The following is a 20,015-nucleotide window of genomic DNA, read 5'->3' as shown; positions in this document are numbered from 1 at the left end:
GGCTTATTCGACGTGTTTGGTGGTCTGGTATTGACCCAGTTCGCGAACCAGCGAATCGGTGGTGATCTCGCTGATGGATTTGGCGCCGGTCAACACCATCGCCACGCGCATCTCCTTATCAATCAAGTTGAGCAGGTTGGTTACGCCGGCTTCGCCATCCGCTGCCAGCGCATAAGCGAAGGCGCGACCGAGCATGACGGTGTCGGCGCCCAGCGCAATCATGCGGACCACGTCCAAGCCGCTGCGGATGCCAGAGTCGGCGAGAATCTTCAGGTCACCCTTGACCGCATCGGCGATGGCCGGCATGGCGCGGGCGCTGGACAGCACGCCATCGAGCTGACGGCCGCCGTGGTTGGAGACGATGATGCCGTCGGCGCCAAATGTCACCGCGTCGCGGGCGTCCTCGGCGTCGAGGATGCCCTTGATCACCATCGGGCCGTCCCAGAATTCACGGATCCACTCCAGGTCCTTCCATGAGATCGATGGATCGAAGTTGGCCGCCAGCCAGCCGATGTAGTCCTCGAGACCAGTGGGGTGCCCGCGGTAGGTGGAGATATTGCCCAGATCGTGCGGCTTGCCGTGTAGGCCCACGTCCCATGCCCAGAGCGGGTGGGTCATGGCCTGCAGCATGCGGCGCATGTTGGCATTCGGGCCGCTCATGCCTGAGTGGGCGTCCCGGTAGCGGGCGCCCGGGGTCGGCATGTCCACGGTGAACACCAGGGTGGTGACGCCGGCTGCCTTGGCACGCTCCAGGGCGTTTTTCATAAAGCCGCGGTCCTTCAGCACGTAGAGCTGGAACCACATCGGCCGCTTGATCGCCGGCGCGACTTCTTCGATCGGGCAAACCGATACGGTGGACAGGGTGAAGGGGATGCCCTTCTTATCGGCGGCGCGAGCGGCCTGGACTTCACCACGACGGGCGAGCATGCCGGTCAGACCGACCGGAGCCAGCGCAACCGGCATCGACAGGGTTTCGCCGAACAACTGGGTTTCCAAACTGAGTTCGGACATGTTGCGTAGCACCCGTTGGCGCAGGGCGATGCTGGCCAGGTCGTCGACGTTGCGCCGCAGCGTGTATTCGGCATAAGCGCCGCCATCGACATAATGGAACAGGAACGGCGGCAGCTTGCGTTTGGCGGCTGTGCGGTAATCCGTGGAGGCAGAGATGATCATCGTTGTTCTCACCGGTTAAAACGAGGTAAGTCTCGTGATGCTTCCCATAAATGATGAGGGCACCGTTATCGATCTGGCTTGCCCGATCAGACCGCTTGGTGCGCGATGCACGGTGAGGCTGGTCGGGTTTCAGTATGTCCTTGCCCCGAATTCGTCGGGGCAAGGTCCCGCATCATCAGACGCCGACCAGTGGGTCCGTCACCCCCAGCAGGTAGATCGCCACCATGCCGATCACGCCGGTGAACAGCACGTAGTACAGCGTAGGCCAAACGGTCTTGCGCAGGGTGACGCCTTCGCGGCCCAGCAAGCCGACAGTGGCAGAGGCAGCAACCACGTTGTGAATTGCAACCATGTTGCCGGCAGCGGCGCCAACCGCCTGGGTGGCGACGATCATGGCGCCGGAGATGCCCAGCGACTGCGCCACACCGAACTGGAACTGGCTGAACATCATGTTGCTGACCGTATTCGATCCAGCCAGGAAGGCACCTAGCGCACCCACCGAAGGTGCCAGCAGTGGATAAATGCCACCGACGCTGTCCGCGACATAGCGCGCCATGGCGATCGGCATGCTCGGCAGATCACCGGCGTTGACGCCTGAGTTAATCAGGATGCGCACCATCGGCACGGTGAACAGCAGCACGAAGCCGGCGCTGAGCAGCACGCTGCTGGATTCCTTCACCGCAGCTTTGAGTTCGGCCGCACGCATGCCATGCATGAAGAATGTGATCAGCACGACGGCGACCAGAATGCCACCCGGCAGGTAGAGCGGCTCGATGCTGGCGCTGATACCTGCCTCGCCGAGGATGTTGGCGAAGGCGATGGAGACCGATTTCAGGGCAGCGGTGACCGGCGGGAAGATCCGGCTGATCACGAGGATCGCACCCACCAGCACGTAGGGCAGCCAGGCACGGAAGGCGCTCATTGGACGCGCGGCGAGGTCGTCGAGCTTCATCTCGATGGTACCAATCCACTCGGCTGGCCAGTCTTTCGCATCGGCAAAGTCCCAAGGCGTCTTCGGCACCAGGAAATTAAAGCGAGCGGCGGTGGTGACGATGGCCAGGCCGATCAGGCCGCCCAGCAGCGATGGGAATTCTGGACCAAGCAGGACGCCGGTGGCGACATAGGGCAGCGTGAAAGCCAGGCCCGCAAAGATCGCAAAGGGCAGGACTTCGAGGCCGGCTTTCCAGCTTTTTTCCTTACCGAAGAACCGCGTCAGCATCATCGCCATGATCAGCGGCATCACGGTGCCGACGATGGCGTGGGTGATCGCCACGCTGCTGGTGATCTGTTGCAGGAACAGCTCCCAGCTCGATCCCTGCGCTATCAGCTGCGCGCCCAGAGTGGCGGTGTCCAGGCCACTGTTCACGCCGACCACGATAGGTGTGCCGACCGCCCCGAACGATACCGGTGTGCTCTGTACCAGCATGCCCATCAATACCGCAGCCATGGCCGGGAAACCGACGGCAACCAGCAAGGGCGCAGCGATGGCGGCAGGTGTGCCGAAACCGGACGCACCCTCGATGAAGCAGCCGAACAGCCAGGCGATGATGATGGCCTGGATGCGACGATCAGGGCTGATGGTCGTGAAGCCGGCACGGATGGCGGTGATCCCACCGGAGTGCTTGAGGGTATTCAGCAACAAAATGGCGCCGAAGATGATCCACAACAAGCCAATGGTTATCACCAGGCCCTGCAGGGTTGAGGCGATTATCCGGGTGAAACTCATGTCCCAGATAAACAGGCCAATGGCGGCGGTGAACAGGAATACAACCGGCATGGCGCGACTGGCAGGCCAGCGCAGTCCAATCAACAGCACGGCGGCGAGCAGGATAGGGGTAAAGGCAAACAGGGCGAGCAGTCCGTTAGACATGTCAGGCTCCCATAGTCATAAAGTGCGAATGGGGGCCCGGCTGGACCTGCGATGAGTGGGAATCTGGAGACCGCATTGGTAGTCCTCTTCTTGTTGGGAGCTCTAACAACTTGTAAATTGGTAATACCAATTTCAAAAAGAGCTCGGCCAGCGTAAGAGTTCGCTTGCTGTTGCGTCAATTAGCAAGCTATAGACTTTGGTAGCAACGCGGCGTGTTGCCGTACGCCGAGTGCATGGATACGCTGAGTTACGTACAAGTGGTCAAACCAATCGAGGGTGAGGGTGTCATGGAAGTGGGAATGGTGCGTCAGCGACGGCTGGCCGATAACATCGTCGAGCAAATCGAAACCATGATTCTCGAAGGCACCCTCAAGGCCGGCGAGCGCCTGCCTGCTGAGCGCGTGCTGGCGGAGCAGTTCGGCGTCTCTCGACCTTCATTGCGCGAGGCCATTCAGAAGCTCGCGGCGAAGGGGTTGCTGGTCAGCCGGCATGGAGGAGGCAACTTCGTTGCTGAATCCCTTGGTTCGACGTTCAGCGATCCGCTGCTGCATCTTCTGGAAAATAACGCCGATGCGCAGCGCGATTTGCTTGAATTCCGCCATACGCTGGAAGGCAGTTGCGCTTATTACGCCGCGCTACGTGCAACCGACGTCGACCGACAGCGGCTCGGGGAAGCCTTCGCAGCGTTGCAGGACTGCTATCTGCGCGAAAGCACGGTAACCCGGGCCGAGGAGGGCGCCGCCGATGCACGCTTTCACCTTGCGATTGCCGAGGCAAGCCACAACGCCGTGTTGCTGCACACGATCCGCGGTCTGTTCGATCTGCTCAAGCGCAACGTGGTGACCAATATTGGTGGCATGTATGCCTTGCGCAAGGAGACCCGCAACATGCTCATGCAGCAACATCAGGAGTTGTACGATGCGATTACCGCCCGACGGGCCAACGAGGCGCGCGACGTGATTCATCGTCACATCAGCTATGTGCAGGAAGTGCTCGCCGAAGGGCAGCAGGAAGCACAGCGGCTAGCACGAGCGCAACGCCGGCAGGGAAAGACGGAGAAGCCTGCGGAGGGATGATCGGTTGGGGGTGGCGAGGAGAGCGAATTCGGTATGGCGAGCAGGGCGGTTGATGTGCTCCCGATCTGCTCGCAGGGGCGAGGTCAGTCTTCCTTGCCCTTGGTGCGCATGGCGCGCTGGATTTCGCGGTCGGAGTCACGTTCCTTCTCGGTGTGCCGCTTGTCGAATTCCTTCTTGCCCTTGCCCAGGGCGATGTCGCACTTGATCAGGTGCTTTTTCCAGTAGATCGACAGCGCCACGCAGGCATAGCCTTTCTGCTGCACTGCGCCGAACAGCTTGCCCAGCTCTCGCTTGTTCAGCAGCAGCTTGCGGGTGCGCGTGGGGTCGGCAATCACGTGGGTGCTGGCGGTGGTCAGCGGCGTAATGTGACAACCCATCAGCCAGGCTTCGCCGTCCTTGAGCAGGACGTAGCTGTCTACCAGTTGCGCCTTGCCGGCACGCAGGCTTTTGACTTCCCAGCCGGCCAGAACGAGACCGGCCTCGAATTTCTGTTCGATGAAGTAGTCGTGTAGCGCTTTCTTGTTCAGCGCGATGGTCCCGGGGGACTGTTTCTTCTGTTTGGCCATAGGCTGCGCATTATAGGGAGTCGCGTTGCGGCTGGCGATAACCAGCATGCTACGACGGTGCGAAACTTGAGAGGGGTGCGCTTATCCCCGACAATGTAATCTTTACGTGCGTTCTGGTCCTGGAAATTGCTCCGCGGCGGAACCTGCATGATCACCCTGCTCTCGGTGAGTCGTCGCCGGCTATGGCTGCGTTTGCCGATTGTCGAATGATGAAGTAGAAGGACTGAATGACGACGCATATTCAACGCTCGGCGCTGCTGCCGTACCCGGCGCACGCGCTGTTCGACATGGTAAATGACGTAGCCAGCTATCCGCAGTTTCTGCCCTGGTGTTCGGCTACCGAGGTCCTGTCTAGCAGCGAAACCCAGATGCAGGCCAGCATGACAGTGGCGAAAGCCGGCATGAGTCAACGCTTCCTTACACGCAACGAGTTACAGGCAGGCAAGCGTATCGAGATGACATTGGAGGAAGGCCCTTTCAGCCACTTGCATGGCATTTGGGAGTTCAAGGCGCTAGGCGAGAAGGCCTGCAAGATCAGCCTCGACCTTACCTTCGATTACGCTGGACCGCTGGTTCGGGCGACTTTGGGTCCGCTATTCAATCAGGCTGCGAATACGTTGGTCGATGCGTTCTGCGACAGGGCGAAGCAGTTGTATGGATAAGCCGGTCATTGCAGTCGAGGTTGTTTACGCGCTGGCCGATAAGCAAAAGCTGCTACGGCTGACCGTACCCCAGGGCACCACCGTGCGCGAGGCTGCGCTGCGCTCGGGCATGGATGGCTTCTTTCCGGGGCTGGACCTCGCCACGTCACCGCTTGGCATCTTCGGTAAGGCGGTGCCCAAGCCGGACGAGCGCGTGCTGGAAGAGGGGGAAAGGGTTGAAATCTATCGGCCGCTTATCGCTGATCCAAAGGAGGTGCGTAAGCAGCGCGCGGCGAAGGCGGCGCAAAGCAAGGCCAGTGGATCGGCTGTCCAGCAATGAAAAAGCCCGGCATGCCGGGCTTTTGCTTGTCTGTCTTGCCTAGTTTGTTTCCAGGCGGTCCGGGGTGGGGACTGGAACCGGCTCGGCGGCATCGACGTCCCGCTGGATCTGTTCGAGCAACGAACCGGGTTTGGTGGCTTCTGGCTCGGTGCGAACCGGTGCCTCGCTGGCAGGAAGATCAGTGCCGAGGATCGCTTCGTCGCGGCTGACGCCAGGCTTGAAGTCGCCCGCCAGGCCTGCCAGCTGGTCGTTGGCATTGAACATCAGGCTGACCCGCTCCTGCTGGCGCTGACTGCCGCCAGGCTGGATGCTGTACAGGTAATCCCAGCGATCGGCATGGAAGGTATCGGTGATCAGCGGGTTGCCCATAATAAACCGTACTTGTGAGCGGGTCATTCCAGGGCGTAACTGGTCTATCATGTCCTGCGTAACGACATTGCCCTGTTGAATGTCGACCTTGTAAACCCCGGGGAATGAACAACCGGCGAGTGCGAACAGGCCCACGAGTGTGAGACTGGACAGCATGAGCTTGGTGTTTTGCATCGGTAGGTGACTTCCACTATCTTGGCTGGGCAAAGCCCGGATCATACCCGTATTGAAGGAGGCTGCGAAACAGCAGCAACGAGAAAGCCAACCATGGTTGAAAATAGCGAACTACGCAAAGCGGGCCTCAAAGTAACCCTGCCACGGGTCAAAATCCTGCAGATGCTGGATACCACCGATCAGCGCCACATGAGCGCTGAAGATGTCTATAAGGCATTGATGGAAGCCGGCGAAGATGTCGGTCTGGCAACGGTATACCGTGTGCTGACTCAATTCGAGGCGGCCGGTCTTGTGGTCCGGCACAACTTCGATGGCGGTCATGCGGTGTTCGAGCTGGCTGACAGCGGCCATCACGACCACATGGTCTGCGTTGACAGCGGCGATGTGATCGAGTTTTTCGATTCCGAAATCGAAAAGCTGCAGAAAGAGATCGTTAAACGACACGGTTATGAGCTAGTTGACCATAACCTGGTGCTCTACGTGCGCAAGAAGGCCGACTGATTTGTCGATGCCGGAAACAAGAAGGCGACCCGAGGGTCGCCTTCTTTATGCCTGTCAGGCCTGCGCTGAACCGATCATTTGCCGGGCGTGGGCCAGTGCCTGCTCGGTCAGATCGACGCCGCCGAGCATTCGGGCGATTTCTTCGACGCGTTCGCCTCCTTCCAAGGCCGCCACTGCCGTGTGGGTCTCGTCATTGCCGCGAGCCTTGTGCACGAACAGATGATGATGCCCTTGCGCAGCTACCTGAGGTAGGTGGGTCACGGTAAGTACCTGGCCACGCTCGCCGAGGCGGCGCAGCAGCTGACCAACCACTTCGGCGGTGGGGCCGCCGATGCCGACATCCACTTCGTCGAATACCAGGGTCGGTGTTCGTGAGGTCTGCGCCGTGATGACCTGGATCGCCAAGCTTATTCGTGACAGCTCGCCTCCAGATGCAACCTTCGCCAGCGGGCGTAGTGGCTGCCCTGGGTTGGCGCTGACAAGAAACTCCACCTGCTCCAGCCCATGCGGCATAAGGTCGCCTGTCGGTGTGGGCCTGAGTACCACATTGAATTTGCCGCCAGGCATTCCTAATCGCTGTATCTCCGCTTCGACCGCGACAGCAAGGGATTCGGCCGCTTGTTGGCGGGCGCGGCTCAGCTCTTCGGCCTTATCCTGGTAGTGCTGAGCGTAGGCGGCGAGCTCTTCGCCTAGCTGCTCCAGCGCGTCATCGTCAGCGTTCAGGCTTTCCAGCTCTTCGAACAGGCTCTGTTGCAGGGCGGGTAGCTCCGGCGGTTGTACACGATGCTTACGCGCCAGGGTATAGATGCTGTCGAGGCGCTCTTCCAGCGCCTGTTGACGCTGCGGATCGGAGTCGAAATGGTCGAGGAAGCGATTCAGCTCGCCGACGGCTTCTTCCACCTGGATCTGCGCGCTGGACAGCAGGTTGACTGCCTCGCCAAGCGCGCCCGGCTGGTTCTGAAAGCCGGTGAGCCGCTGAAGGCTCGAGGTCAGAGCTGACAGCACGTTCCCCGCATCGCTCTCGCTGCACAGGTCGACCACCTGGCGGCAGGCGCCGAGCAGGTGCTCCGCGTTGGCGAGGTTTTTGTGCTCATGTTCCAGTTGTTCCAGCTCTCCTTCGCCGAGCGCCAAGCTTTCCAATTCTTCGAGCTGATAACTCAATAGCTGGTGGCGGGCACGCTGTTCATCGCTACTGTTGCTCAGGCGTTCCAGCGTCTGCCGGGTCTGGCGCCAACGCTGCGCTGCTAGTTGCACCTGGCGGGCCAGGTCCTGGCTGCCGCCATACTCGTCGAGCAGTCGCCGGTGGGTGTCGAGCTTGAGCAGCGACTGGTGCTCATGCTGGCTGTGAATGTCGATCAGCAACTCGCCGAGCGCCTTCAAATCACCCTGCGGGCAAGGCGTTCCATTGATGTAGCCACGAGAGCGGCCTTCTGCGGTAATCACCCGGCGAAGGATGCATGGGCCTTCATTGTCCAGGTCGCGCTCGGCCAACCAGGCGCGCGCATCCGGGATGTCATCCAGATCGAAGCTGGCGAGGATGTCGGCCTTGTCCGCGCCAATGCGCACCACGCTGCTGTCGGCGCGATCGCCAAGTGTCAGCCCCAGGGCATCGAGCATGATCGATTTGCCGGCGCCGGTTTCGCCGCTGATCACGCTCATGCCTCGCTTCAGTTCGAGGTCGAGGTGCTCGACGATGGCGTAGTTGTGGACAGACAGATGAACCAGCATGGCAGGGCTCCCACTCAGTTGACTGGGTATTTATACAGTGCTTCCGCTTGGCGCTACAAGTTGCTTAATAGGTTGTATGTAAACAAAACGTGCAATTGGTCGTTGGCCCGCGATTGAAAGCTGATGTCATTTTCGCCCTTGAAGCTTGACTTGCCGCCCCCATATAGCCGCACAAGCGCGGGCCGACCGCTCGCTGATGTGTTGATGAGGAGGACCGCATGGCGGACGAGCAGAACCTGGAAAACCAGATCCCTGAAGAGAATGAGAGCGCCCAAGCTGAGGTCACCGAAGATCTGACTGCCCGTGTGCAGTCCCTCGAGGAGCAGCTCGCGGCGGCGCAGGATCAGTCTTTGAGAGTGGCGGCGGAGCTGCAGAACATTCGACGCCGTGCCGAGCAGGATATTGAGAAAGCACACAAGTTTGCGCTGGAGAAGTTCGCCGGCGACCTGCTGGCTGTCGCTGACAGCCTGGAGCGCGGGCTCGAGCTATCGAATCCGGATGACGAGGCCGTCAAGCCAATGCGCGAAGGCGTCGAACTGACGCTCAAGCTGCTCATCGACACCCTGGCGCGGCATCAGTTGGTGCCGCTCGATCCACAGGGCGAGCCCTTCAACCCCGAGCATCATCAAGCCATGGCCATGGAAGAAAGCACCCACGCCGAGCCGGGTAGCGTGCTCAAGGTGTTCCAGAAAGGCTACCTGCTGAACGGTCGTCTGCTGCGTCCGGCGATGGTGGTGGTCAGCAAGGCGCCAGCCGAAACACCGCCTTCGATTGATGAGAAGGCTTGAATTCCGGCTACTGACCCCCATCTGGTAGCCAAGCGTATTTGTGTTACCCGCAGCCGGTAAACAGGCGCGGACCAATCAAAGTTCGGAGAGAAGCATATGGGCAAAATTATCGGTATCGACCTGGGAACGACCAACTCCTGCGTCTCCATCCTGGAAAACGGCAAGGCCAAGGTGATCGAGAACGCCGAAGGCGGCCGCACCACCCCGTCGATCATTGCATACGCCAATGATGGCGAAATCCTGGTCGGCCAGTCCGCCAAGCGTCAAGCGGTCACCAACCCACACAACACCCTGTACGCCGTGAAGCGACTGATCGGTCGTCGTTTCGACGAAGACGTCGTGCAGAAAGACATCCAGATGGTCCCCTACAAAATCGTCAAGGCGGACAACAACGACGCCTGGGTTGAAGTCAGCGGCCAGAAAATGGCGCCGCCGCAGATCTCTGCCGAGATCCTGAAGAAGATGAAGAAGACCGCCGAAGACTACCTCGGCGAGCCAGTGACCGAGGCGGTAATCACCGTTCCAGCCTACTTCAACGACAGCCAGCGTCAGGCCACCAAGGACGCCGGCCGTATCGCCGGTCTGGACGTCAAACGCATCATCAACGAGCCGACCGCGGCCGCGCTGGCCTATGGCATGGACAAGGCTAAGGGCGACCACACTGTCATCGTCTATGACCTGGGTGGCGGTACCTTCGACGTGTCGGTGATCGAAATCGCCGAAGTTGACGGTGAGCACCAGTTCGAAGTGTTGGCCACCAACGGTGACACCTTCCTCGGTGGTGAGGACTTCGACATTCGCCTCATCGACTACCTCGTCGACGAGTTCAAGAAAGAAACCGGCATGAACCTGAAGGGCGACCCGCTGGCCATGCAGCGCCTGAAGGAAGCTGCCGAGAAGGCCAAGATCGAGCTGTCCTCCAGCCAGCAAACCGACGTCAACCTGCCGTACATCACTGCAGACTCGACCGGTCCGAAGCACCTCAACGTGAAGATTTCCCGCGCCAAGCTGGAAGCATTGGTCGAGGATCTGGTGCAGCGCACCATCGAACCGTGCCGCATGGCCATGAAGGACGCCGGTATCGACGTGTCGAAGATCGACGACGTGATCCTGGTGGGCGGTCAGACTCGTATGCCGCTGGTGCAGCAGAAGGTCGCCGAGTTCTTCGGCAAGGAAGCGCGCAAGGACGTCAACCCGGACGAAGCCGTTGCCATGGGTGCTGCCATTCAGGGCGCCGTTCTGGCGGGTGACGTCAAGGACGTGCTGCTGCTCGACGTATCCCCGCTGACCCTGGGTATCGAAACCATGGGCGGCGTGATGACCGCGCTGATCGAGAAGAACACCACCATCCCGACCAAGAAGTCGCAGGTATTCTCGACGGCTGATGACAACCAGAGCGCGGTAACCATTCACGTGCTGCAGGGTGAGCGCAAGCAGGCGGCGCAGAACAAGTCGCTGGGCCGTTTCGATCTGGCCGAGATTCCGCCGGCTCCGCGTGGCGTGCCGCAGATCGAAGTGACCTTCGACATCGACGCCAACGGCATCCTGCACGTATCGGCAAAGGACAAGGCCACCGGCAAGCATCAGTCCATCGTGATCAAGGCCAACTCCGGCCTGTCCGAGGAGGAAATCGAGCAGATGGTGCGTGACGCCGAGGCCAACGCTGAGGAAGACCGCAAGTTCGAAGAGCTTGTCACGGCGCGCAACCAGGGCGATCAGCTGGTCCATGCGACCCGCAAGATGCTGACCGAAGCCGGCGACAAAGCAACCGAAGAAGACAAGGCCAGCATCGAGAAGGCTATCGGCGAGCTGGAAGTGGCCATCAAGGGCGACGACAAGGCTGAGATCGAAGCCAAGATCGCTGCGGTTTCCCAGGCTTCCACTCCGCTGGCGCAGAAGATGTACGCCGAGCAGCCTCAGGGCGGCGAAGGTGAGCAGGCTGGCGACAACGGGCAGTCCGGTGACGACGTGGTCGATGCCGAGTTCGAAGAGGTCAAGGACAACAAGTAAGCTGCGGCTTATGGCCCCCATGACTTGGGGGAAAGCAGCGACCATATCGTTGTCGCTGCCTTCGCTCCGACCCGCAACGGCAATGCCGCGGCGGGCTTGATCGCCGCGCGGGGGCTTGCTCCCGCGTCGGCGCGTCTGGAGGGTACGAATTTGAAGGTTCAGGAAATTTATGGCCAAACGTGACTATTACGAAGTGCTGGGTGTCGAGCGCGGCGCTAGCGAGGCGGAGCTGAAAAAAGCTTATCGGCGCCTCGCGATGAAGCACCATCCGGACCGTAATCCCGGAGACAAAGCCGCCGAAGATGCGTTCAAGGAAGCCAACGAGGCTTACGAAGTGCTGTCCGATGCGAGCAAGCGTCAGGCCTACGACCAGTACGGTCACGCCGGCGTCGACCCGCAAATGGGTGCGGGGGCGGGTGGCGCTTATGGCGGCGCCAACTTCTCCGACATCTTCGGCGATGTATTCAGCGATTTCTTTACCGGCGCCCGCGGCAGCTCGCGTGGCGGTGCCCAGCGCGGCAGCGATTTGCGCTACACCCTGGAGCTGGATCTGGAGGAGGCTGTGCGCGGCACGACGGTGACCATCCGTGTGCCGACGCTGGTCGAGTGCAAGACCTGCGATGGTTCGGGCGCGAAGAAGGGCACCAGCCCGGTCACCTGTACCACTTGTGGCGGTATCGGTCAGGTGCGCATGCAGCAGGGCTTCTTCTCGGTACAGCAGACCTGCCCGCGCTGTCATGGCAGCGGCAAGATGATCTCCGATCCCTGTGGCAGTTGTCATGGTCAGGGCCGCGTCGAAGAGCAGAAGACGCTGTCGGTCAAGGTTCCGTCGGGCGTCGACACAGGCGACCGTATCCGTCTGACTGGCGAGGGTGAGGCGGGTGCCCAGGGCGGCCCGGCTGGTGATCTCTATGTCGTGGTCAACGTGCGTGAGCATCCGATCTTCCAGCGCGATGGCAAGCATCTGTATTGCGAGGTGCCGATCAGCTTCGCTGACGCAGCGTTAGGCGGCGAGCTCGAGGTTCCAACGCTGGATGGTCGGGTCAAACTGAAAATTCCCGAGGGCACCCAGACCGGCAAGCAGTTCCGCCTGCGCGGCAAGGGCGTCGCACCGGTGCGCGGCGGTGCTGCCGGTGATTTGCTGTGTCGTGTCGCGGTGGAGACGCCGGTAAACCTGGGCAAGCGCCAGCGCGAGTTGCTCGACGAGTTCCGCAAGACGTTGCAGAGCGACAGTTCCCACTCACCCAAGGCCAGCGGCTGGTTCGAGGGTATGAAGCGCTTTTTCGGCGACCTTTAACTCGGTGGCGGGCTGCGGGCGAAAGGCCTGGAAAGGCGCTCCTGCAGCTTGAGCCTTGCAGCTTGGAGCTGTTTTTATGCGACGTATAGCAGTGATGGGCGCCGCGGGGCGCATGGGGAAAACGCTGGTCGAGGCTGTCCAGCAGACCGGCGGCGCCGCCGGGCTTACCGCGGCGATCGATCGGCCCGACAGTACCTTGGTCGGGGCTGATGCCGGGGAGCTGGCAGGCATTGGCCGGCTGGGCGTTCCGCTGATCGGGGACGCGGCGAAGGTGGTGGAAGAGTTCGATGTGCTGATCGATTTCACCCATCCCTCGGTAACGCTGAAGAATCTCGAGGTCTGTCGCCGCGCGGGGAAGGCGATGGTGATCGGGACCACCGGCTTTTCGGCTGAGGAGAAGGAGAGGTTGGCGGCGGCGGCGAAAGACATCCCGATCGTCTTCGCCGCCAATTTCAGTGTCGGCGTGAATTTGTGTCTGAAGCTGCTCGATATGGCGGCTCGGGTGCTGGGCGACGAGGTGGATATCGAGATCATCGAGGCGCATCACCGGCACAAGGTCGATGCGCCCTCGGGTACGGCGTTGCGCATGGGTGAAGTTGTCGCCGAAGCGCTTGGTCGCGATCTGCAGAAGGTGGCCGTGTATGGCCGCGAAGGGCAAACCGGCGCGCGAGCACGCGATACCATCGGTTTCGCGACTGTCCGCGCCGGCGATGTGGTAGGCGATCATACGGTGCTGTTCGCCGCTGAAGGCGAGCGGGTCGAGATCACCCACAAGGCGTCCAGTCGGATGACTTTCGCTAAAGGGGCAGTGCGCGCTGCGTTGTGGCTTGAGCGCCAGCCGGCGGGTTTGTACGACATGCAAGACGTGCTCGGACTGCGTTGAGAAGGCTGTCGCCTGGCGTTCGAAATGGATTTCGGCTAGACCTGAAAGGGCGTTTTCTGTAAGCTTCCCGTTTTAGTGTGTCCACTAAAAGTTGCGCAGAAATGACTCAAATAAAAAGCGGGATGACCTTCACACGTCATCCCGCTTTTTTACAATCTGCGCCTGCTTCAGCCTTGATCTTTGGGAGGTCTCTTGACTAAGCCAGCCCTTACGCCAGCCATTTTGGCCCTTGCCGATGGCAGTATCTTTCGCGGCGAATCCATCGGCGCCGATGGGCAAACCGTTGGTGAGGTGGTGTTCAACACCGCCATGACCGGCTATCAGGAAATCCTCACCGATCCTTCCTATGCCAAACAGATCGTCACTCTGACGTATCCGCATGTTGGCAATACCGGCACCACGCCGGAAGATGCCGAGTCCTGGAAAGTCTGGGCTGCCGGCCTGGTGATCCGCGACCTGCCGCTGACTTCGAGCAGCTGGCGCGAAAAACAGTCGCTGCCCGACTACCTCAAAGCCAACGGTACCGTGGCGATCGCTGGCATCGATACCCGTCGATTGACCCGCATTCTTCGCGAGAAGGGCGCTCAGGATGGTTGCATCCTCGCAGGGGATGACGCGACGGAAGAAAAAGCGCTGGAACTGGCGCGCAGCTTTCCTGGGCTAAAGGGCATGGACCTGGCCAAGGAAGTCAGCGTCAAAGAGGCCTACGAGTGGCGTTCGAGCGTTTGGTGCCTGAAAGATGACGGCCACGCCGAGATCCCGGCCAGCGAGCTGCCCTACCATGTCGTGGCTTTCGATTACGGTGTTAAGTACAACATCCTGCGCATGTTGGTCGCCCGCGGCTGCCGCATTACCGTGCTGCCGGCCCAGGCTACCGCTAGCGATGCCCTGGCGTTGAAGCCGGACGGTGTGTTTCTGGCCAACGGCCCGGGTGACCCTGAACCATGCGACTACGCGATTAAGGCGATCCAGGAGATCCTGGAAACCGATATCCCGGTGTTCGGCATCTGCCTCGGCCACCAACTTCTGGCACTCGCCTCCGGCGCCACGACGGTGAAGATGCCTAATGGGCACCACGGCGCCAACCACCCGGTACAGGATCTGGACACTGGCGTGGTGATGATCACCAGCCAGAACCATGGCTTCGCTGTAGACGAGGCCAGCCTGCCGAGTAACCTGCGTGCGACGCACAAGTCGCTGTTCGACGGCACCTTGCAAGGCATCGAGCGCACCGACAAAGTCGCCTTCAGCTTCCAGGGGCATCCCGAAGCGAGTCCCGGGCCGCATGATGTGGCGCCGCTGTTCGACCGCTTCATCGATGCCATGGCCAAGCGCCGCTAAGCCCGCCGAGCACAGAATTCGAGAGAGACCATGCCAAAACGTACAGACATCAAAAGCATCTTGATCCTCGGCGCCGGCCCCATCGTCATCGGGCAAGCCTGCGAGTTCGACTATTCCGGCGCCCAGGCCTGCAAGGCGCTGCGTGAGGAAGGCTTCCGCGTCATCCTGGTGAACTCCAATCCAGCCACCATCATGACCGACCCGGCCATGGCCGATGCGACCTATATCGAGCCGATCAAATGGGCCACTGTGGCCAAGATCATCGAGAAGGAGCGCCCCGACGCGCTGCTGCCGACCATGGGTGGCCAGACTGCGCTGAACTGCGCGCTGGATTTGGAAAAGCACGGCGTTCTGGAGAAGTTCGGCGTCGAGATGATCGGCGCCAACGCCGATACCATCGACAAGGCTGAAGACCGTTCGCGCTTCGATACGGCGATGAAGAACATCGGTCTGGCCTGCCCGGTCTCCGGCATCGCGCACAATATGGATGAAGCCTATGGCGTCCTGGAGAAGGTCGGCTTCCCTTGCATCATTCGGCCCTCGTTCACCATGGGCGGTACTGGCGGCGGCATTGCCTACAACCGTGAAGAATTCGAAGAAATCTGCGCGCGTGGTCTCGACCTGTCGCCTACCAGCGAGTTGTTGATCGACGAGTCGTTGATCGGCTGGAAGGAATACGAGATGGAGGTGGTCCGCGACAAGAAGGACAACTGCATCATCGTCTGCGCCATCGAGAACTTCGATCCGATGGGCGTGCATACCGGTGATTCCATCACGGTCGCCCCAGCCCAGACCCTGACTGACAAGGAATACCAGATTCTGCGTAACGCCTCGCTGGCGGTATTACGTGAGATCGGTGTGGAAACCGGCGGATCCAACGTGCAGTTCGGTATCTGTCCGGATACCGGCCGCATGGTAGTCATCGAGATGAACCCGCGGGTGTCGCGTTCGTCGGCGCTGGCCTCCAAGGCCACCGGCTTCCCGATCGCCAAGATCGCCGCCAAGCTGGCCGTTGGTTACACCCTCGACGAGCTGTCCAATGACATTACCGGTGGACGTACGCCAGCGTCCTTCGAGCCGGCGATCGATTACGTCGTTACCAAGATTCCACGTTTCGCCTTCGAGAAATTCCCTAAGGCCGATGCTCGTCTGACCACTCAGATGAAATCTGTCGGTGAGGTGATGGCGATCGGCCGTACCTTCCAGGAGTCCATGCAGAAAGCGCTGCGTGGATTGGAAGTCGGCGTTTCGGGCTTCGATCCGAAGCTGGATTTGGCCGACCCCGAAAGCGAGGGCACACTCAAGCGCGAACTCACCGTACCCGGCGCTGACCGCATCTGGTACCTGGCCGACGCCTTCCGCGCCGGCAAGTCGGTCGAGGAGGTTTTCGACCTCACACGGATCGATGAGTGGTTCCTGGTGCAGATCGAAGATCTGATCAAGGAAGAAGAGCGCATCAAGACCATGGGGCTGTCCAGCATCGATCGCGATGTGATGTACAAGCTCAAGCGTAAGGGCTTCTCCGATGCGCGCCTGGCGAAATTGCTTGGCGTCACCGAGAAGAATTTGCGCAATCATCGTCACAAACTCAAGGTCTTGCCGGTCTACAAGCGGGTCGATACGTGCGCCGCGGAGTTTGCCACCGACACCGCCTACATGTATTCGACCTACGAGGAAGAGTGCGAGGCCAACCCGTCGAATCGCGACAAGATCATGATTCTCGGCGGCGGTCCCAACCGCATCGGTCAGGGCATCGAATTCGACTACTGCTGTGTGCACGCGGCGCTGGCGATGCGCGACGACGGTTACGAGACCATCATGGTCAACTGCAATCCGGAAACCGTATCCACCGATTACGACACCTCGGATCGCCTGTACTTCGAGCCGGTGACACTGGAAGACGTGCTGGAAATCGTTCGGGTCGAACAGCCCAAGGGTGTGATCGTCCAGTACGGCGGTCAGACCCCGCTTAAACTGGCTCGTGCGCTGGAGGAGGCGGGCGTGCCGATCATAGGGACCAGCCCTGACGCCATTGACCGTGCCGAGGACCGTGAGCGCTTCCAGCAGATGGTCGAACGTCTCAATCTGCGCCAGCCACCAAACGCGACTGCCCGTAGCGAAGAGGAAGCGTTGGCCGCATCCAAGGTCATCGGTTATCCGCTGGTGGTGCGCCCGTCCTACGTACTGGGCGGTCGTGCCATGGAGATCGTCTACCAGGAAGAAGAGCTGCGTCGCTACATGCGCGAAGCTGTCAAGGTTTCCAACGACAGTCCGGTACTGCTCGATCACTTCCTTAACTGCGCCATCGAGGTCGATATCGACGCGGTGTGCGACGGCGAGCAGGTGGTGATCGGCGCGATCATGCAGCACATTGAGCAGGCGGGCGTGCATTCTGGTGACTCCGCGTGCTCACTGCCGCCGTATTCGCTACCGGCGCACATCCAGGACGAGATCCGCGACCAGGTCAAGAAGATGGCCCTGGAGCTTGGAGTCGTTGGCCTGATGAACGTGCAGATGGCCGTTCAGGGCGAGGATATCTTCGTCATTGAAGTGAACCCCCGTGCGTCGCGTACCGTGCCCTTCGTGTCGAAATGCATTGGCGTATCGCTGGCAATGATCGCGGCGCGCGTAATGGCGGGCAAAACGCTTGCAGAAGCGGGGCTGACCGAAGAAATCATCCCTAACTTCTACAGCGTCAAGGAAGCGGTGTTTCCCTTCTCCAAGTTTCCCGGCGTTGATCCGATTCTCGGCCCCGAGATGAAGTCCACCGGTGAGGTGATGGGCGTTGGCGACAGCTTCGCCGAGGCTTTCGCCAAGGCGCAGCTGGGTGCTAGTGAGATTCTGCCCAATAGCGGCTGCGCCTTCATCAGCGTCCGCGATGATGACAAGCCGCACGTGGCCCAGGTCGCGCGGGATCTGATCGAGCTCGGTTTCGAGGTGGTCGGTACTGCAGGTACGGCCAAGATCATCGAGGCGGCCGGGTTGCCGGTGCGTCGGGTGAACAAGGTGACCGAGGGTCGCCCGCACGTTGTCGACATGATCAAGAATGACGAAGTCACCCTGATCATCAATACCACCGAGGGGCGTCAGTCCATCGCTGACTCCTACTCGATCCGTCGTAACGCTCTGCAGCACAAGATCTGCTGTACCACGACCCTCGCGGGTGGACAGGCGATCTGTGAGGCGCTGAAGTTCGGTCCCGAGAAGACCGTGCGTCGCTTGCAGGATCTCCATGCAGGAATCAAGGCATGACTAAATACCCGATGACTGTCCAGGGCGCACGCGCCCTGGAGGACGAACTCAAGCATTTGAAAACCGAACTGCGCCCGCAGATCACGCAGGCCATTGCCGAGGCGCGTGAGCTTGGGGATCTGAAGGAAAACGCCGAATACCATGCCGCCCGAGAACAGCAAGGTATGGTTGAAGCGCGCATTCGTGACATCGAAGGTCGCCTGCAGAACGCACAGGTCATTGATGTGGCCAGCATTCCGCAGACAGGCAAGGTGATCTTCGGCACGACGGTGGATATTGCCAACATCGAAACGGATGAAACCGTGACGTACCAGATCGTCGGAGACGATGAATCGGACATCAAACGCGGCAAATTGTCTGTCAGCTCCCCCATCGCCCGTGCCTTGGTGGGCAAGGAAGTTGGAGATGTGGTGGCGGTAAAGACGCCCAGCGGCTTGATCGAATATGAGATCGTCGAGGTTCGTCATATCTGATCAGCGGTCAATGCGAGCAGGTGTGATCAGCTGGCAGCTGGCCCAGACGTTCTGGGTCGGTGGCCTCTGGCTGTTGCAATTCGTGATGCTGCCGGCGCTGGCGAAAATTGGCCTGGCACCGCTTCTGATCGAAGAGATCGCTGGCAGCCTGAGGCCCTTGCTGGTGGGCTTTGCAGCTTTCTGTGTCGTGCTCCAGGCGGTCGTGCTGATCCAGCTCAACGGTGTTCGCAGTTTGTGGCGAGACTTGCGCGGGCAGTTGCTCTTATCGGTGCTGCTGCTTGCCGCGAGTTATTTCGCGGTGCGGGCAGGAGTCGTCGAATCGCCCTATTGGCTGGCGTTCAGTTACTTGGTGATGGGGTTGTGCGGGCTGATTCTGGTGCTGCAGGTCGCTCCCGGGCGGGAGCGATAGCGGAAATACGGCGGGGCTGTGGATAGCTCAACCCTGAAAGCGATGCACGTTCGACAGTTGCTTGTTTACCTTTGGGTTCTTGCGGTAAATCAGTGCCATCTTGCCGATGGACTGGACTAATTCGCAGCCACCAATTTTGCAAAGCTCTTCAATCACGGCACGCCGATCGTCGCGTTCGCTGATTCGAAGCTGTACCTTGATCAGTTCGTGATCGCTCAATGCGCGCTCCAGTTCGGTTTGGACACCTTCGGTCAGACCGTTCTCAGACACGATCAAGACCGGCTTCAGATGATGGCCGATGGATTTGTACTGTTTCTTCTGCTCGTTAGTGAGCGGCATAATTCGACCCTTGCGTCAGAACTTTGAAAACGGCGGCTAGTGTAACTGACACGCCCTGAGCCGCACAGATGAGGTATCAGCTTGGCACGCTCCAAGACCAGCCCGCGTTGGCTGAAAGAACATTTCGACGACCCCTATGTGAAGATGGCGCAGCGTGACGGCTATCGGTCCCGAGCAAGCTACAAGCTGCTCGAGATTCAGGAAAAGGATCGCATCCTGCGGCCGGGCATGACCGTAGTCGATCTCGGGGCCGCCCCAGGGGGTTGGTCCCAGGTCACCAGTCGAGTCATCGGCGATCGTGGGCGGCTGATCGCATCCGATATCCTGCCGATGGACAGTATCGCGGACGTGACCTTCGTACTCGGGGATTTTACGGAGGACCAAGTGTTCGCCGAGATTCTCCAGGCGATCGGTGAAACGCAGGTCGACCTTGTGATTTCCGATATGGCCCCCAATATGAGTGGAGTGAAGGTTGCTGACCAGGCGCGGGCGATGTTTCTCTGCGAGCTGGCTCTAGATCTGGCTATGCGGGTACTGCGTCCGGGTGGCGACTTTCTGATCAAGATCTTTCAAGGAGAAGGCTTCGATGCCTACCTGAAAGAGGTACGGCAGAATTTCGACAAGGTACAGATGCGCAAACCCTTGTCCTCACGGGACCGCTCGCGGGAGCAGTATCTTTTAGCGCGCGGCTACCGTGGTGATGGCAACGAGGCGCTCGGGCCGCGGTCCTAACTGGAACGGCAATAGCCCTGTACGGCAGATTGAATCCCGGGCGAGCGTGTTTC

The 20,015-nt window shown here is 60.3% G+C and carries 19 protein-coding genes; 13 read left to right on the top strand and 6 right to left on the bottom strand.

From position 1 onward, the window contains the following. Nucleotides 1-3: 3 nt before the first annotated feature. Nucleotides 4-1,173, bottom strand: a complete 1,170-nt coding sequence (gene lldD, locus H3028_RS03945) for an FMN-dependent L-lactate dehydrogenase LldD (RefSeq protein ID WP_181295754.1) — start codon at nt 1,171-1,173, stop codon at nt 4-6. A gap of 175 nt (nt 1,174-1,348) precedes the next feature. Then, the gene (locus H3028_RS03940; RefSeq protein ID WP_181295753.1) at nt 1,349-3,043 is read right to left on the bottom strand and encodes an L-lactate permease; all 1,695 of its coding nucleotides are present in this window, start codon (nt 3,041-3,043) and stop codon (nt 1,349-1,351) included. 287 nt (nt 3,044-3,330) lie between these two features. Between H3028_RS03940 and H3028_RS03935 the strand changes: the two genes are divergently transcribed. Further along, nucleotides 3,331-4,119: a GntR family transcriptional regulator gene (locus tag H3028_RS03935; protein ID WP_181295975.1), complete on the top strand. Its 789-nt coding sequence runs from the start codon at nt 3,331-3,333 to the stop codon at nt 4,117-4,119. A gap of 83 nt (nt 4,120-4,202) precedes the next feature. Here H3028_RS03935 and smpB read toward each other — a convergent pair whose 3' ends face one another. Next, entirely contained in the window at nt 4,203-4,685 is a 483-nt protein-coding gene (gene smpB, locus H3028_RS03930) for an SsrA-binding protein SmpB (protein WP_019340344.1), read from the bottom strand. A gap of 227 nt (nt 4,686-4,912) precedes the next feature. Here smpB and H3028_RS03925 point away from each other — a divergent pair, with 227 nt between their 5' ends. Both H3028_RS03925 and H3028_RS03920 read left to right on the top strand, forming a co-directional pair. Next, nucleotides 4,913-5,347, top strand: coding sequence for a type II toxin-antitoxin system RatA family toxin (locus H3028_RS03925; protein ID WP_181295752.1), 435 nt, complete (start codon nt 4,913-4,915; stop codon nt 5,345-5,347). Then, nucleotides 5,340-5,666, top strand: a complete 327-nt coding sequence (locus tag H3028_RS03920; protein WP_181295751.1) for an RnfH family protein — start codon at nt 5,340-5,342, stop codon at nt 5,664-5,666. The genes H3028_RS03925 and H3028_RS03920 overlap by 8 nt, the downstream gene beginning before the upstream one ends. Before the next feature lie 39 nt (nt 5,667-5,705). Here H3028_RS03920 and H3028_RS03915 read toward each other — a convergent pair whose 3' ends face one another. Then, entirely contained in the window at nt 5,706-6,209 is a 504-nt protein-coding gene (locus H3028_RS03915) for an outer membrane protein assembly factor BamE (protein ID WP_181295750.1), read from the bottom strand. 93 nt (nt 6,210-6,302) lie between these two features. On the opposite strand from H3028_RS03915, the gene fur reads away from it, so the two are divergent. Next, the gene (gene fur / locus H3028_RS03910) at nt 6,303-6,710 is read left to right on the top strand and encodes a ferric iron uptake transcriptional regulator (RefSeq protein ID WP_158189797.1); all 408 of its coding nucleotides are present in this window, start codon (nt 6,303-6,305) and stop codon (nt 6,708-6,710) included. A 54-nt stretch (nt 6,711-6,764) separates the two neighbouring features. Here fur and recN read toward each other — a convergent pair whose 3' ends face one another. Continuing rightward, nucleotides 6,765-8,438, bottom strand: coding sequence for a DNA repair protein RecN (recN, locus tag H3028_RS03905; protein WP_181295749.1), 1,674 nt, complete (start codon nt 8,436-8,438; stop codon nt 6,765-6,767). A 218-nt stretch (nt 8,439-8,656) separates the two neighbouring features. Here recN and grpE point away from each other — a divergent pair, with 218 nt between their 5' ends. The 8 genes from grpE (at nt 8,657) to H3028_RS03865 (ending at nt 18,891) form a co-directional block, all read left to right on the top strand. Further along, complete coding sequence (gene grpE, locus H3028_RS03900; RefSeq protein WP_181295748.1) at nt 8,657-9,226, top strand: nucleotide exchange factor GrpE; 570 nt, start codon at nt 8,657-8,659, stop codon at nt 9,224-9,226. A gap of 96 nt (nt 9,227-9,322) precedes the next feature. Continuing rightward, a complete protein-coding gene (dnaK, locus tag H3028_RS03895; protein ID WP_168423458.1) occupies nt 9,323-11,236 on the top strand; it encodes a molecular chaperone DnaK in 1,914 nt (637 codons plus the stop codon). Nucleotides 11,237-11,405: 169 nt separating this feature from the next. Then, entirely contained in the window at nt 11,406-12,533 is a 1,128-nt protein-coding gene (dnaJ, locus tag H3028_RS03890; protein WP_181295747.1) for a molecular chaperone DnaJ, read from the top strand. Between the two features lie 76 nt (nt 12,534-12,609). Further along, nucleotides 12,610-13,416 carry a 4-hydroxy-tetrahydrodipicolinate reductase gene (dapB, locus tag H3028_RS03885; RefSeq protein WP_181295746.1) on the top strand — a complete coding sequence of 269 codons (807 nt, stop codon included), beginning with the start codon at nt 12,610-12,612 and terminating at the stop codon, nt 13,414-13,416. Between the two features lie 192 nt (nt 13,417-13,608). Next, the gene (carA, locus tag H3028_RS03880; RefSeq protein ID WP_181295745.1) at nt 13,609-14,757 is read left to right on the top strand and encodes a glutamine-hydrolyzing carbamoyl-phosphate synthase small subunit; all 1,149 of its coding nucleotides are present in this window, start codon (nt 13,609-13,611) and stop codon (nt 14,755-14,757) included. Nucleotides 14,758-14,787: 30 nt separating this feature from the next. Next, on the top strand, nt 14,788-18,009 hold the full coding sequence (carB, locus tag H3028_RS03875; RefSeq protein ID WP_181295744.1) for a carbamoyl-phosphate synthase large subunit: 3,222 nt from the start codon (nt 14,788-14,790) through the stop codon (nt 18,007-18,009). Continuing rightward, nucleotides 18,006-18,482 (top strand): transcription elongation factor GreA, encoded by a 477-nt coding sequence (gene greA / locus H3028_RS03870; RefSeq protein WP_181295743.1) that lies wholly within the window; start codon nt 18,006-18,008, stop codon nt 18,480-18,482. Before carB ends, greA begins: the two co-directional genes overlap by 4 nt. A 10-nt stretch (nt 18,483-18,492) precedes the next feature. Continuing rightward, the gene (locus H3028_RS03865; protein WP_181295742.1) at nt 18,493-18,891 is read left to right on the top strand and encodes a DUF4149 domain-containing protein; all 399 of its coding nucleotides are present in this window, start codon (nt 18,493-18,495) and stop codon (nt 18,889-18,891) included. A 27-nt stretch (nt 18,892-18,918) separates the two neighbouring features. Here H3028_RS03865 and H3028_RS03860 read toward each other — a convergent pair whose 3' ends face one another. After that, entirely contained in the window at nt 18,919-19,230 is a 312-nt protein-coding gene (locus H3028_RS03860; RefSeq protein ID WP_181295741.1) for a YhbY family RNA-binding protein, read from the bottom strand. Between the two features lie 81 nt (nt 19,231-19,311). On the opposite strand from H3028_RS03860, the gene rlmE reads away from it, so the two are divergent. Then, nucleotides 19,312-19,962 (top strand): 23S rRNA (uridine(2552)-2'-O)-methyltransferase RlmE, encoded by a 651-nt coding sequence (rlmE, locus tag H3028_RS03855; protein WP_181295740.1) that lies wholly within the window; start codon nt 19,312-19,314, stop codon nt 19,960-19,962. Nucleotides 19,963-20,015 lie beyond the last annotated feature (53 nt).

This window comes from Pseudomonas sp. Q2-TVG4-2 (genome assembly GCF_013620795.1).
In the GTDB taxonomy this organism is placed as follows: domain Bacteria; phylum Pseudomonadota; class Gammaproteobacteria; order Pseudomonadales; family Pseudomonadaceae; genus Stutzerimonas.
Note: the sequence above shows the minus strand (reverse complement) of the source record. Positions and strands in the feature narration are given on the sequence as shown.

What these genes read in the sequence shown, in the direction of transcription:
- lldD (WP_181295754.1), bottom strand. Translation starts at nt 1,173, where the DNA reads ATGATCATCTCTGCCTCCACGGATTACCGCACAGCCGCCAAACGCAAG.
- H3028_RS03940 (WP_181295753.1), bottom strand. Translation starts at nt 3,043, where the DNA reads ATGTCTAACGGACTGCTCGCCCTGTTTGCCTTTACCCCTATCCTGCTC.
- H3028_RS03935 (WP_181295975.1), top strand. Translation starts at nt 3,331, where the DNA reads ATGGAAGTGGGAATGGTGCGTCAGCGACGGCTGGCCGATAACATCGTC.
- smpB (WP_019340344.1), bottom strand. Translation starts at nt 4,685, where the DNA reads ATGGCCAAACAGAAGAAACAGTCCCCCGGGACCATCGCGCTGAACAAG.
- H3028_RS03925 (WP_181295752.1), top strand. Translation starts at nt 4,913, where the DNA reads ATGACGACGCATATTCAACGCTCGGCGCTGCTGCCGTACCCGGCGCAC.
- H3028_RS03920 (WP_181295751.1), top strand. Translation starts at nt 5,340, where the DNA reads ATGGATAAGCCGGTCATTGCAGTCGAGGTTGTTTACGCGCTGGCCGAT.
- H3028_RS03915 (WP_181295750.1), bottom strand. Translation starts at nt 6,209, where the DNA reads ATGCAAAACACCAAGCTCATGCTGTCCAGTCTCACACTCGTGGGCCTG.
- fur (WP_158189797.1), top strand. Translation starts at nt 6,303, where the DNA reads ATGGTTGAAAATAGCGAACTACGCAAAGCGGGCCTCAAAGTAACCCTG.
- recN (WP_181295749.1), bottom strand. Translation starts at nt 8,438, where the DNA reads ATGCTGGTTCATCTGTCTGTCCACAACTACGCCATCGTCGAGCACCTC.
- grpE (WP_181295748.1), top strand. Translation starts at nt 8,657, where the DNA reads ATGGCGGACGAGCAGAACCTGGAAAACCAGATCCCTGAAGAGAATGAG.
- dnaK (WP_168423458.1), top strand. Translation starts at nt 9,323, where the DNA reads ATGGGCAAAATTATCGGTATCGACCTGGGAACGACCAACTCCTGCGTC.
- dnaJ (WP_181295747.1), top strand. Translation starts at nt 11,406, where the DNA reads ATGGCCAAACGTGACTATTACGAAGTGCTGGGTGTCGAGCGCGGCGCT.
- dapB (WP_181295746.1), top strand. Translation starts at nt 12,610, where the DNA reads ATGCGACGTATAGCAGTGATGGGCGCCGCGGGGCGCATGGGGAAAACG.
- carB (WP_181295744.1), top strand. Translation starts at nt 14,788, where the DNA reads ATGCCAAAACGTACAGACATCAAAAGCATCTTGATCCTCGGCGCCGGC.
- greA (WP_181295743.1), top strand. Translation starts at nt 18,006, where the DNA reads ATGACTAAATACCCGATGACTGTCCAGGGCGCACGCGCCCTGGAGGAC.
- H3028_RS03865 (WP_181295742.1), top strand. Translation starts at nt 18,493, where the DNA reads ATGCGAGCAGGTGTGATCAGCTGGCAGCTGGCCCAGACGTTCTGGGTC.
- H3028_RS03860 (WP_181295741.1), bottom strand. Translation starts at nt 19,230, where the DNA reads ATGCCGCTCACTAACGAGCAGAAGAAACAGTACAAATCCATCGGCCAT.